Source organism: Stenotrophomonas sp. Ps181, from assembly GCF_025697425.1.
Taxonomy (GTDB): Bacteria; Pseudomonadota; Gammaproteobacteria; order Xanthomonadales; family Xanthomonadaceae; genus Stenotrophomonas; species Stenotrophomonas sepilia.
In genome coordinates this window covers 17,436-30,352 of record NZ_JAHWBI010000014.1, presented here as the reverse complement: position 1 = coordinate 30,352, position 12,917 = coordinate 17,436, and the positions used below count along the sequence as shown (strand labels likewise).

Here is a 12,917-nt window from a genome sequence, read left to right as displayed (position 1 = left end):
ACGGCTTCTATAATCCAGCCCGGCTACACTCGGCGCTGGGCTACCACTCGCCTAACAACTATGCCCGGCAGCTCCGGGCTGCCGCCTGAAACGGCTTCATGGCGTCCGTTTTCAGGGGGCCAGATCACACGCCCCCGCAACCGGACCCACCCCGCCTTCGACAGTTCGCCGCGATCTGTCGGAATGCATGGCCTGCTCTTGGTGGGTGTCGACCACGCTGCTGTTGGTGGGTGTCGACCCTGGTCGACACGTAGATCCACGCCATGCGTGGATGCTCTTCGTTCAATTGTCGAAATATTCGATTTCAATGGAGATTCATCCACGCATGGCGTGGATCTACTTCCGTCACCGGAAATTCCTCGGGGATGGGGTGGTGTGGGTTGGCAGGACCGTTGGCGCCATGGATGGCGCCATCGAGCCCCCATGGATGGGTTTACGGCGTGTCCTGCCAACCCACACCACCTCAGCCAACAAGCAAAACTCCCAGAGCCGGCTGTTGCCGTTGCTCTGGCTTCGGCAGGTGCAGGGCCGCAGGCCCTGCCGACCCACCCTAATCCTCGACCGGGAAGTCCTCGATCGGCTTCAGCACATCGTAGTGCTCGCGATGCAGCTTGCCCTTCAGCTTCGGCAGCTCCGGCAACGGTGCGTCCACCCGCGTATCGGGCAACCGGTCCAGCAGGTTGCGCACCAGGGTCAGCCGGCCCAGCCGCTGGTCGTTGAAGTCCACCAGTGTCCACGGCGCCGCCTCGCGATGCGTCGCACGCAGCATCGCCTCGCGGGCCTCGGTGTACGCGCTGTACTTGCTGCGTGATTTCAGGTCCACCGGAGAAAGCTTCCAGCCCTTCAGCGGATCGAGATGGCGTTCGGCGAAGCGCTTTTCCTGCTGCTCCTGGTCCACGCACAACCAGTACTTGAACAGCAGGATGCCGTCGTCCACCAGCAGCTGTTCGAACACCGGCGCCTGGCGCAGGAACTGCTGGTATTCGGTTTCGCTGCAATAACCCATCACCCGTTCAACACCGGCACGGTTGTACCAGCTGCGGTCCATCAGCACGATCTCGCCGGCGGCGGGAAGATGCGCGGCGTAACGCTGGAAGTACCACTGCGTGGCTTCACGGTCGGTGGGCTTGGGCAGCGCCACCACCCGGCATTGGCGCGGGTTGAGATGCTGGCTGATGGCCTGGATCGCGCCGCCCTTGCCAGCTGTATCGCGGCCTTCGAACAGCACCAGCAGGCGTTGCCCGCTGTACTGCACCCAGCGCGCCATTGCGGTCAGTTCCAGCTGCAGCGGCAGCAGCAGTTCGTCGTAGTCCTTGCGCTTGAGCTTGGCCATCGTCACACCACGCGGGGAGGAAGCCGGAGCGTAACGCAGGGGTTGCTCAGGGGGTGTCGACGCCCTGCCAGCCCTGCTCGCCCGCCAGCGTCTGCAGCAGGGCGGAAAGGTCATGGGCAAAACCGGCCATGTCGAACACACCACTGTCTTCGCGTGCCTGTGCCAGTTCGGCACGCAACGCTGCCAGCGCCACCGGGTCGTTGCCCAGCGCGCTGGCGGTGGCGATGAACGCCGCATCGTCGGCAACGTTCATCCGCGAGAGACCCAGATGATGGTTGAGGCTGCCGGCCACGCGCGCGGCGAAGGTATCGCCCGGGCAGGTCAATACCGGGCAGCCGGCCCAAAGCGCGTCGGACGCGGTGGTATGCGCGTTGTACGGATGCGTGTCCAGGAACAGGTCGGCCAGCTGATAGCGGGCCAGATACTGCGGATGCGGCAGTTTGGCCATGAACACCAGCCGCGTTGGATCCAGGCCTGCGGCCTGCGCGGCCGCACGCAGGCGCGCATCGGCCTTGCCGGGCCCGGACAGCAGCCACAGCACGCTGCCGGGCACGGCCTGCAGCACCGCGAAGGCGCGGCCCATGCTGCGCGGGTTGAGCTTGTAGCTGTTGTTGAAGCAGCAGAACACCACGCCGCGTTCGGGCAGGCTGCACTCCGCGCGGGACGGTGCCGGCTCCAGTACGCGGGTGTTGTCCGAGGGCTGGAAGGCACGTGGCAGGCGCAGGACGCGTTCGCTGAAGTGAGGTTCCAGCGATGCCGGCAGCACGAATTCGTCGGCGACCACGGCATCCAGCCAGCGCGCACCTGATGTGCCGGGGTAGGCCAGCCAGTTCAGCTGCAACGGGGCCGGGCGCATGGCCAGCACTTCGGGCGTGCCGCCGCCCCCCCAGCCGCGCAGGTCGAACAGCAGGTCGATGCCCTGTGCACGTATGCGGGCCGCGATATCGGCATGCCGCAGTGCGGCCACCTCATGCAGCCGGGTGGCGGCCTGCAGGCGTTCGCGGATGCGGCTGCCATCGGCGTGGTTCAGCGCGAACAGGTGCAGCTGCAACGCCCGGTCATGACGCAGGTGTTCGAGCAGGGCCGCGGTCAGCAGCCCGGTGGGATGGGCGCCGAAGCCATTGGAGAGGAAGCCGACGCGCAACGCGCCGTGCTCGCGAACCTTCACTGCAGGAAGGGGGCGCACCGCCGACGCAACGACCGCGGCGCGTGCGCGCGCACAGGCCAACTGCTCGGCAGCGCTGGCGTCTTCGCTGAGGAAGGCGAAGGGCTCCACCGCACCCTGGCCGGCGGCGAGCGCGTTGCGCACCTGCGCAGCCAACGTGTCCACGTCCTGCCAGTCGCACAGGCGGCGCTGCCAGGCCAGGCGCTGCGCGGCGATGTAGGGTTCGCCCGGCATCAGCGCGTGCGCGCGGCGATAGGCCGCTGCCGCGCCTTCGGCATCATCGGCATCTTCCAGCGCATGGCCCAGCCACAGCGCGATGCCCGGGTGCTGCGGGGCCAATGCCGAGGCCTGGCCGAGCAGCTTCGCCGCGTCGGCGTGCGCGCCGGCCATCCACGCCACGCGGCCCAGCCGCGCCAGCGCTTCGGGGTGGTTGGGGCGCAGCTGCAGGGCGCGTCGTGCGGCCTGCTCGCCGGCAGCGATGTCGCCGGCTTCCAGTTCCAGGTCGGCCAGCATCACCCAGGCGACGAAGTCGCCGGGCTGGCGTGCGATCGCCTGCTGCAGGTGCTGCCGCTGCTGCCAGGCCGTCATCGTGCTCAGCCCGCCGACAGCTGGGCCAGGGCGTCGACCTGGTGTTCGTGGCTGAGCCGCTGCAGCAGCGGGTCGAGGTCACCGGCCAGGATGTTGGGCAGGTCGTACAACGTCAGGCCTTCCACGCGGTGGTCGGTGATCCGGCCCTGCGGGAAGTTGTAGGTGCGGATGCGCTGGCTGCGATCGCCGCTGCCGACCTGCAGGCGCCGCGATTCGGCCTGTGCCGCGTCCTGGCGCTGGCGCTCGGCATCGAGCAGCTGCGCCTTCAGGCGCTTCATCGCCTTGTCGCGGTTGGCGTGCTGGCTGCGCTCGGTCTGGCACTCCACCACCACGCCGGTCGGCACGTGGGTGATGCGGATCGCGGACTCGGTCTTGTTGACGTGCTGGCCACCGGCGCCGGACGAGCGGAACGTATCCACCTTCAGGTCGGCCGGATTGATGACGATGTCATCGACTTCGTCGGCCTCGGGAATGATCGCCACGGTCGCCGCCGAGGTATGGATGCGGCCCTGCGATTCGGTGGCCGGCACGCGCTGCACGCGGTGCGTGCCCGATTCGAACTTCAGGCGCGAGAACGCACCACGACCGACCACACGCGCCACCACTTCCTTGTAGCCGCCATGCTCGCCGGGGTTGTCCGATTCGATCTCGACCTTCCAGCCCTGGCGCTCGGCATAGCGGGCGTACATGCGGAACAGGTCGCCGGCGAAGATCGCGGCTTCGTCGCCGCCGGTGCCGGCGCGTACTTCAAGGAACAGGTTGCCTTCGTCGCGCGGATCGCGTGGCACCAGCAACAGGGCCAGTTCCTGTTCCAGCTCCTGCAGGCGCGCCTGGGCGGCGGCGATTTCCTCGTCGGCCAGCTCGCGCAGATCGGGGTCGGCACGCATGCCTTCGGCGGCGGCCAGGTCGGCCTTGGCGCGGGCTTCATCGGCGAGCGCGGCAGCGACCGGCTCCAGTTGGGCGAATTCGCGCGAAAGGTCGCGGAAACGGGTGTTGTCGGCGACCACATCGGGTTCGGCGAGCAGGCGTTCCAGTTCTTCGCGGCGCTCGGCCAGCGCTTCCAGCTTACGGCGCAGGGTCTGCGTCATCGGGTCTCACGGGTGGGTGGCGGTAGCCCGGCGTGGCCGGGAACAGGCGCTCGGCGGCGCGGGTCAGGTCGGCATCGCCACTCAGCGCGGCGGCGCGCAGTGCGGCGGTCGGCGGATGCAGCAGGCGATTGGTCAGGCCGTGGGCCAGCAGCTCCAGCACTTCGTCGGCGGGCTTGCCGTTGGCCAGCTGCTGGCGTGCGCGCTCCAGCAACTCGGCGCGGGTGGCCTCGCCGAACGCACGCAGCTGCCGCAAAGGCGCCTGATGGGCACTGGCCTGCTGGGTCTCGACGTAACGCGATACCTGCAGGTCGATGATCGCCTCGGCTTCGGCGGCGGCCTCGCGGCGGCCACGGCGGTTGTCTTCCACCGCGCGTTCCAGGTCATCGACGGTGTAGAGGAAGGCATCATTGAGCGTGCCGACCTCGGCTTCGATGTCGCGCGGAACGGCCAGGTCGAACAGCAGCATCGGCTTGTGCCGGCGTGCACGCAGGGCCTTGGCGACCATCTCGCGATGGATCACCGGCTCGCGCGCGGCGGTGGCCGAGAACACCACGTCGGCCTCGCCCAGGTGGCGGTCCAGTTCGGTCAGCGGCAGGGCCACGCCGCCATGGCGGCTGGCCAGTTCCTGCGCGTGGGCGAGGGTGCGGTTGGCGATCAGCAGCCGCCGCACCTTGCCTTCGCTCAGGTGCCGTGCAGCCAGCTCGATGGTCTCGCCGGCACCGACCAGCAGCACGGTGGAGTCGTCCAGCCGGGCGAACGCGTTCTGCGCCAGGCGCACGGCCGCCGAGGCCACCGACACCGGGTTGGTGCCGATCTGGGTATCGGTGCGCGCACGCTTGGCCACCGAGAAGGTCTGCTGGAACAGGCGGTCCAGACGCTGTCCGAGCAGTCCATGGTCGCGCGCGGTCGACCAGGCGTCCTTCACCTGGCCGAGGATCTGCGGTTCGCCCAGCACCATCGAGTCCAGCCCGGTGGCGACCCGGAACAGGTGGCGCACAGCCTCGGCATCGGCATGCTGGTACAGATAGCCCTGCAGGTCGCCGGCCTGGCTGCGCAGCCACTGGTCCAGCGCCTGTGCCGAGTCGGCCACGGCGTACAGCTCGGTGCGGTTGCAGGTGGACAGCAGGACCGCCTCGGCGATCTGCGGGGTATCGCGCAGCGAGCCCAGCGCACGCGGCAACGCCTCACCGGCGAAGGCCGCGCGCTCGCGCAGCTCCACCGGTGCGGTCTGGTGATTCAGTCCGAGCACCCACAGGGTCATTGTTCAGTTGCTTGCGATAAGCTGCTGGCCATTGGACGACATTTTAAGGCCCCGATGCCGACGATGCCCGCATTGATTCGCATCCCCAGTGTTCTGCTGCTGTCCCTGGCCTGCGCCCAGGCCCTGGCGGCAGTGCCGGCCAGGGCCCCCGTGCGGGCCGCGGCCACCGAGGAACTGGCGCTGGAGCCGGTGATGGCCGGTGAGTTCGCCCTGCAGGCCGGCAAGCTGGCCGAGGCCGCACGCTGGTACCTGCAGGCGGCGCAGCAGACCGACGGCGATGCCGGCCTGGCCGAGCGCGCGACCCGTATCTCCATGCTTGCCAACGATGACGCCAGCGCCGCCAAGGGCCTGGCCCTGTGGCAGCAGCGCGCCCCACGTTCGTTGACCATGCGCAGCGCCGCCGGTGCGCTGGCCATGCGCCAGGGCGATGTGAAGGCCGCCCGCACTGAATTGCAGGCGCTGCTGGCCGACCCCGACGAGCGCGGCTGGAAGTTCGCCCTGGCCGCGCTGATCGGCGGTGGCCGCGACCCGGCGGTGCCTGCGCAGGTGCTCGGCGAGCTGGTCGATGCCAATGCCATTCCACCGAAGATCGAGGCTTGGCAGGAGTTCGGCCGCCTCGCCCTGCGCATGGACAAGCCCGACCTGGCGCGGCGCATGATCGATGAAGTGGTCAAGCGCTTCCCCGAAGAACCGCGCGTTGCCTTGCTGCGTGCCAGCCAGTTGCAGCAGGCGGGCGAGACCGACAAGGCCTTGTCGCTGCTGCACGACGTCGAGCCGAAGACCCGGCAGGACCCCGAGCTGCGCAATGCGGTGGCCATCGCCTACGACAGCCTGGGGCAACCGGCTGCGGCCGAGCGCGTACTGGCATTCGGCCCGCAGGATGTGCAGACCTGGGGCATGCGCGCTTCACTGTTGGCCAAGCAGGGCGACAAGGCGGCGCTGTCCAACCTCTACAACGAACTGTCGCGGCAGGCGGCCAAGCCGGACCCCGCGCAGCGCCTGTTGCTGGGCAAGATCGCCGAATACCTGAAGCGCTATCCCGAGGCGGTGCAGTGGTACCACAGTGTGCCCGGCGGTGATGAGCTGAGCGAGGCGCGCCTGCGTGCGGCCAACGCCCAGGCCCTGGCCGGACGGCTGCCGCAGGCATTGGATGAGGTGCACGCGATCCAGTCCGATGCGGTGGTCGATGATGATGTGCGCCGTGACGCGTATCTGCTGGAGGCCGAGCTGCGCCAGCGCGGCGATGACAGTGCTGGCGAACTGGATGCGCTGGCCCGCGGCCTGGCCGCCTACCCGGATGACAATGGCCTGCTGTACGCCCGCGCGCTCACCTGGGAGCGTCGTGACGATATTCCGCGCGCCGAGGCCGACCTGCGCAAGATCCTGGTGACCGACCCGGAAAACGTGCCGGCGCTGAACGCGCTGGGCTATACCCTGGCTGACCGTACCGGGCGCCTGCAGGAGGCGCTGGAGCTGATCGACCGCGCCCGCGTCGCCGAGCCGGACAACGCCGCCATCGTCGACAGCTATGGCTGGGTGCTGTATCGCCTGGGCCGCAAGGACGAAGCGCTGGTGCAGCTGCGCCGGGCCTGGACCCTGGCCAAGGACCCGGAGATCGCCGCCCATGTCGGCGAAGTGCTGTGGGTGCTGGGCAAGCATGACGAGGCCCGCCACTTCTTCGACGAAGCGGCCAAGCTCGACCCTGAAAACCGCGCGCTGCTGCGCGCCCGCGAGAAATTCAATCCATGAGTGTTTCCCTGATCCGGCCGCTGCTGTTGGCGGCTGCGACCCTGGCGGTGACCGCCTGTACCAGCGTGGGCACGCAGAAGACCCCGCCACCGGCGGTGGTCGAGACGGTCTCGGCCGAAGCGGCGCAGGCCGAAGCCGCGCGCGTGGCCGCCCTGCATGCACAGCCGGACTGGGCCTTCCAGGGCCGGGTCGCGGTCAGCAAGGGCAAGGACGGCGGCAGCGGTCGCATCGACTGGAAGCAGGAAGGCCGCCGCTACGTGGTGGAGTTGAGTGCGCCGGTGACCCGGCAGAGCTGGAAGCTGACCGGCGATACCCATTCCGAAGCTGGCCGTCTGGAAGGACTGGCAGGCGGCCCGCGCGACGGCGAGGACGCCCAGCAGCTGTTGCTGGAGGCGACCGGCTGGGACATTCCGGTCAACCAGTTGCCGGGGTGGATCCGCGGGCTGGTCGCCGGCGACGCCGCCGGCCCCGAGACGGTCGAACGCGACGCTGACGGCCGGCCGCGCCGCATGCAGCAGATGGGCTGGCAGGTGCAGTACCTGGACTGGTACCCGGCCGAGGCCGGGCGTCCGGCACTGCCGCGCCGGATCGAAGCCAGCAATGGTGACGCCAAGGTGCGCCTGCTGGTGGATCAGTGGGGGCAGGGCGCCCCATGAGTGTCGGGCGCGATGACGCGGGCTGGTCCTGGTGGCCGGCCCCGGCCAAGCTGAACCTGTTCCTGCACATCACCGGCCGCCGCGCCGACGGCTATCACGAGCTGCAGACCGTGTTCCGCCTGCTGGACTGGGGCGACCGCATCGGCCTGCGCCTGCGTGAAGACGGCCAGGTGCGCCGGCACGGCGAGGGCCTGGCGGGCGTGGCCGAGGCCGATGACCTGGCGGTGCGTGCCGCGAAGCTGCTGAGAGAGTCGACTAATGTCGCGCAAGGTGCGGACATCATCGTTGAAAAGCATGTTTCCGCCGGCGGCGGCTTCGGTGGCGGCTCGTCCGATGCAGCCACGGTCCTGGTGGTGCTGAACCGGCTCTGGCAGGCCGGGCTGGACGAAGAGGCGCTGGCCGCGCTGGGCCTGCGCCTGGGCGCCGACGTGCCGGTGTTCGTACGCGGCCGCAACGCCTGGGCCGAAGGGGTGGGCGAGCGCCTGCAGCCGATCACGCTGGCGCCGGCCTGGTATGTGGTGGTCGAACCGGGCGTTCATGTTCCCACGCCGGCCCTGTTTGCAGACCCGGATTTGACGCGCGACAGCCCAGTGGCGAAAATAGAGGACTTCGCTTCCGGGACCCTGGTCGGGAACGCGTTCGAACCGGTGCTGCGCCGCCGTGAGCCTGCCGTCGAGGCAGCGCTTGCCGCGTTGAGCGACATCGGCACGGCGCGGCTGACCGGTTCGGGAAGTGGTTGTTTCGTCGAATTCGCGTCGCAGTCTGCTGCAGAGCAGGGACGGTCGAAATTGCCGAAGGAGTTGCGGGCAAGGGTGGCAGCGGGCGTTGCGCGTTCGCCACTGCTGGATGCACTCGAGCAACACTGATTTATCAATGCAGGGGCGTCGCCAAGAGGCCCAAGGCACCAGGTTTTGATCCTGGCATTCGTAGGTTCGAATCCTACCGCCCCTGCCAATAGCGGCTGTGTCCGCGCCTTCCAGCGCATCGCCCGCGCGGGACGTGGAAACAACCGCGGTGTTGTCAGCAGCAAGGGTCCATCCGGGTCCTTGCCGCCCCCGGATCCCCGCCACTCGTCCCCGCCCGAGACAATCATGATGCAAGAGTCCCCGAACCTGCTGGTCTTTTCCGGCAACGCCAACAAACGTCTGGCGCAGAACATCTGCAAGGAACTGGGGGTTCGCCCGGGCAAGGCGCTGGTCTCGCACTTCTCCGATGGCGAAGTGCAGGTGGAGATCGAAGAGAACGTCCGCAAGCAGGACGTGTTCGTGATCCAGCCGACCTGCGCGCCGAGCGCGGAAAACCTGATGGAACTGCTGGTGCTGATCGACGCGCTCAAGCGCGCATCGGTGGCCAGCGTGACCGCCGTGGTGCCGTACTTCGGCTACTCGCGCCAGGATCGCCGCATGCGCTCCTCGCGCGTGCCGATCACTGCCAAGCTGGCGGCGAAGATGTTCAGCACCGCGGGCGCTGATCGCGTGCTGACCGTCGACCTGCACGCCGACCAGATCCAGGGCTTCTTCGATATTCCGGTGGACAACGTGTATGCGTCCCCGCTGCTGCTGGCCGACATCTGGCGCGCCTACGGCACCGAGAACCTGATCGTCGTCTCGCCGGACGTGGGTGGCGTGGTCCGCGCCCGTGCAGTGGCCAAGCGCCTGGATGACGCCGATCTGGCGATCATCGACAAGCGCCGCCCGCGCGCCAACGTCTCCACCGTGATGAACATCATCGGTGACGTCGAAGGCAAGACCTGCGTGATGGTCGATGACATCGTCGATACCGCCGGCACCCTGTGCGCCGCTGCCGCTGCCCTGAAGGCGCGCGGTGCGCTCAAGGTCGCCGCCTACTGCACCCACGCGGTGCTGTCGGGCCCGGCGGTGGACAACATCACCAATTCCCAGCTCGACGAGCTGGTGGTGACCGACACCATCCCGCTGAAGGACGCGGCGCGGGTGTGCAGCAAGATCCGCCAGCTGAGCGTGGCGGAAATGCTGGCCGAAACGATGCGCCGCATCGCCTTCGGCGAATCGGTCAGCTCGCTGTACGTCGACTGAGTTTTTCGCCCCTGCCGGCAACGGCGGGGGCATACCCGGATGCTTCTGGTCGCGGAAGCATCTTCAACCGCCATGCCGAAAGGCGAGGCAACAACCTGAGTAGTCGAAAATGTCGAAGACCCATGAAATCAAGGTCACCAAGCGTGAACTGCAGCGTAAGGGTGCGAGCCGCCGCCTGCGTCACGCTGGTGTGATCCCGGCCATCGTGTACGGCGGCAACGCCGAGCCGGTCGCCATCAGCCTGGACCACAACGAAATCTGGCTGGCCCAGCAGAACGAGTGGTTCTATGCCTCGATCCTGGACCTGAACCTGGACGGCCAGGTGCAGAAGGTCCTGCTGCGTGACATGCAGCGCCACCCGTACAAGCAGCTGATCATGCACCTGGACTTCCAGCGCGTGAACGAGAACGAAGCCCTGACCGCTTCGGTCCCGCTGCACTTCGTCAACGAAGACACCTCGCCGGCCGGCAAGGCTGCCGATGTCGTGGTCACCCACGAACTGAAGGAAGTCACCATCACCTGCCTGCCGAAGGACCTGCCGGAGTCGATCGAAGTCGACCTGGGCGAGCTGAAGGCCGGTGACGTGGTGTACCTGTCCGACATCAAGCTGCCGAAGGGCGTGGAAATCCCGGCCCTGGCGCTGGGCAAGGACCACGACGACGCCATCGTTACCGCCAAGGCCGGCAAGGTCGACGCGGCTGACGAAGAAGCGGCTGCCGCCGAGTAATACCGCTGCGGTGCCTGCCTCCGGGCAGGCACCGTACTGGAAGGAACCATGGCAGGACTGCGACTGATCGTCGGTCTGGGCAATCCCGGATCGGAACACGCCCGGACCCGGCACAATGCCGGGTTTCATTTCGTTGAGGCCCTGGCAGAAAAGGCCGGTGCGCGATGGAATGTGGACAGCAAGCTGTTCGGTGAGACCGCCAAGGTCGAGATCGCCGGGCAGACGGTGTGGCTGCTCAAGCCCGCCACCTTCATGAATCTCAGCGGCAAGTCGGTCACCGCCGCGCAGCGGTTCTGGAAGATCGAGCCGGAGGAAACCCTGCTGGCCCACGACGAGCTGGACCTGCCGCCCGGTGCGGCGCGACTGAAGTTCGACGGTGGCCACGGCGGCCAGAACGGCCTGCGCGATACCATCCGCCTGCTGGGTCATGGCAAATTCCACCGCCTGCGCGTGGGCATCGGCCATCCCGGCCACAAGGACCGCGTGGTGGGTTGGGTGCTGGGGCGCCCGTCCAAGGAGGATGACGTGCTGATCGCACGCGCCATCGACGATGCGATCGACGTGCTGCCGCTGGCGGTGCAGGGCGATTTCAACGAAGCGATGAAGCGGCTGCACACCCCGAAATAAACCGCTTTGGGTAGGTGCCAACCTTCCCGATTCCCGTAGGTGCCAATCTTGGTTGGCACGCAATGATCGACACCGAGATGGATTGGCCAAGCAGCGCGCGCGCTGTTTCACCAATCACTTTCACCCCAGAGAGCTGTCACCCATGGGTATCAAATGCGGCATCGTCGGCCTGCCCAACGTCGGCAAGTCGACCCTGTTCAATGCGCTGACCAAGGCGGGTATCGCCGCGGCGAACTTCCCGTTCTGCACCATCGAGCCGAACGTCGGCATCGTGCCGGTGCCGGATCCGCGCCTGAACGAGCTGGCGGGCATCATCAACCCGCAGAAGGTCATCCCGACCGCGGTCGAGTTCGTCGACATCGCCGGCCTGGTCGCCGGCGCCGCCAGCGGTGAAGGCCTGGGCAACAAGTTCCTGGCGCACATCCGCGAAGTCGACGCGATCACTCACGTGGTGCGCTGCTTCGAGCACGGCGACATCGTGCACGTGGCCGGCAAGGTCGATCCGATCTCGGACATCGAAACCATCGATACCGAGCTGGCGCTGGCCGACCTGGACAGCGTCGAGAAGGCACTGAACCGTGCCGAGCGTGCGGCCAAGGGCGGCGACAAGGATGCAGCGGCGCGCAAGCCGGTGCTGGCCAAGCTGCAGGCGGCGCTGTCGGAGGGCAAGGCCGGCCGCTCGGCCGGCCTGGACGAGGAAGAGAAGGCGCTGGTGCGCGACCTGTTCCTGCTCACCCTGAAGCCGGTGATGTACATCGCCAACGTGCTGGAAGACGGTTTCGAGAACAACCCGCACCTGGAAGCCGTGCGCGCGCATGCCGCCGCAGAAGGCGCGCAGGTGGTGCCGGTGTCGGCCGCGATCGAAGAAGAACTGTCCCAGCTCGACGACGAGGACCGCGATACCTTCCTGGCCGACCTGGGCCTGAGCGAGCCGGGCTTGAACCGCGTGATCAACGCGGCCTACAGCCTGCTCGGCCTGCAGACCTACTTCACCGCTGGCGTGAAGGAAGTCCGTGCGTGGACCGTGCGCAAGGGCGCCACTGCGCCCCAAGCCGCCGCGGTCATCCACACCGACTTCGAGAAGGGCTTCATCCGCGCCGAAACCATCGCGTATGACGACTTCATCAAGTACAAGGGCGAAGCCGGCGCCAAGGAAGCCGGTCGCCTGCGCCTGGAAGGCAAGGAATACCGCGTGCAGGAAGGCGATATCCTGCACTTCCGCTTCAACGTCTGATCCGGCGGCAACGGATCGGCCCCGGACGCCCCGCCCTGTGCGGGGCGTTCGCGTTTCCGGCGATGGACAAAAAATCACCACCCTGCGAAACGCTTGCGGCGTGACGTTCGCCGGCACTTGTCCACAGCAAACTCCCATCGCTTTCCACGCCGCATGTGGAAAACCGCGCAACTCCCCTGTAGCGCCGAGCCCACGCTCGGCTCAGGGGGGCATCAGCCGAGCGTGGGCTCGGCTCTGCCAGGCTTGCCTGTGCAGCGTGGACAAATTTTCACCACGCTTCGAAACGCCTGCGGTGCAATGCTCGCACCCACTTGTCCACACCAAATCCCAACCACTCTCCACGGCGGATGTGGAAAACCGCGCATGGGCGTGGACAAAAAAACGCCAATCCCTGAAACGCTTGATGCGTGGAGCTCACCGCCACTTGTCCACACC

Annotated in this window: 11 protein-coding genes and 1 tRNA gene; 8 read left to right on the top strand and 4 right to left on the bottom strand. The window is 67.6% G+C overall.

All coding sequences use genetic code 11. The features are described 5' to 3' along the window. Positions 1-550: 550 nt before the first annotated feature. Genes ppk2 through hemA form a run of 4 tightly spaced genes read right to left on the bottom strand, consistent with a single transcriptional unit; the run spans position 551 to position 5,435 of the window. Complete coding sequence (gene ppk2 / locus KXV01_RS19785) at positions 551-1,333, bottom strand: polyphosphate kinase 2 (protein WP_005415392.1); 783 nt, start codon at positions 1,331-1,333, stop codon at positions 551-553. A gap of 46 nt (positions 1,334-1,379) precedes the next feature. Then, positions 1,380-3,086 carry a tetratricopeptide repeat protein gene (locus KXV01_RS19780; RefSeq protein WP_134709490.1) on the bottom strand — a complete coding sequence of 569 codons (1,707 nt, stop codon included), beginning with the start codon at positions 3,084-3,086 and terminating at the stop codon, positions 1,380-1,382. A gap of 5 nt (positions 3,087-3,091) precedes the next feature. Continuing rightward, a complete protein-coding gene (gene prfA, locus KXV01_RS19775) occupies positions 3,092-4,174 on the bottom strand; it encodes a peptide chain release factor 1 (RefSeq protein ID WP_111097371.1) in 1,083 nt (360 codons plus the stop codon). After that, positions 4,152-5,435: a glutamyl-tRNA reductase gene (gene hemA, locus KXV01_RS19770; RefSeq protein ID WP_100477618.1), complete on the bottom strand. Its 1,284-nt coding sequence runs from the start codon at positions 5,433-5,435 to the stop codon at positions 4,152-4,154. Before hemA ends, prfA begins: the two co-directional genes overlap by 23 nt. A gap of 63 nt (positions 5,436-5,498) precedes the next feature. On the opposite strand from hemA, the gene KXV01_RS19765 reads away from it, so the two are divergent. From KXV01_RS19765 to ychF, 8 genes are all read left to right on the top strand, one after another. After that, positions 5,499-7,184, top strand: coding sequence for a tetratricopeptide repeat protein (locus KXV01_RS19765; RefSeq protein WP_181452442.1), 1,686 nt, complete (start codon positions 5,499-5,501; stop codon positions 7,182-7,184). Next, positions 7,181-7,840 carry a lipoprotein insertase outer membrane protein LolB gene (gene lolB / locus KXV01_RS19760; protein ID WP_263468019.1) on the top strand — a complete coding sequence of 220 codons (660 nt, stop codon included), beginning with the start codon at positions 7,181-7,183 and terminating at the stop codon, positions 7,838-7,840. The genes KXV01_RS19765 and lolB overlap by 4 nt, the downstream gene beginning before the upstream one ends. Further along, the gene (gene ispE, locus KXV01_RS19755) at positions 7,837-8,706 is read left to right on the top strand and encodes a 4-(cytidine 5'-diphospho)-2-C-methyl-D-erythritol kinase (RefSeq protein ID WP_049439754.1); all 870 of its coding nucleotides are present in this window, start codon (positions 7,837-7,839) and stop codon (positions 8,704-8,706) included. Before lolB ends, ispE begins: the two co-directional genes overlap by 4 nt. 11 nt (positions 8,707-8,717) lie before the next feature. Then, positions 8,718-8,794 (top strand) — tRNA-Gln (locus tag KXV01_RS19750). A gap of 140 nt (positions 8,795-8,934) precedes the next feature. After that, positions 8,935-9,894 (top strand): ribose-phosphate diphosphokinase, encoded by a 960-nt coding sequence (locus KXV01_RS19745; RefSeq protein ID WP_005415400.1) that lies wholly within the window; start codon positions 8,935-8,937, stop codon positions 9,892-9,894. Positions 9,895-10,003: 109 nt separating this feature from the next. After that, positions 10,004-10,621, top strand: coding sequence for a 50S ribosomal protein L25/general stress protein Ctc (locus KXV01_RS19740; RefSeq protein ID WP_049416979.1), 618 nt, complete (start codon positions 10,004-10,006; stop codon positions 10,619-10,621). Positions 10,622-10,669: 48 nt separating this feature from the next. Further along, entirely contained in the window at positions 10,670-11,248 is a 579-nt protein-coding gene (gene pth, locus KXV01_RS19735; RefSeq protein WP_049416981.1) for an aminoacyl-tRNA hydrolase, read from the top strand. A gap of 142 nt (positions 11,249-11,390) precedes the next feature. Beyond that, positions 11,391-12,482 (top strand): redox-regulated ATPase YchF, encoded by a 1,092-nt coding sequence (gene ychF / locus KXV01_RS19730; RefSeq protein WP_005415403.1) that lies wholly within the window; start codon positions 11,391-11,393, stop codon positions 12,480-12,482. The last annotated feature ends 435 nt before the right edge of the window (positions 12,483-12,917 follow it).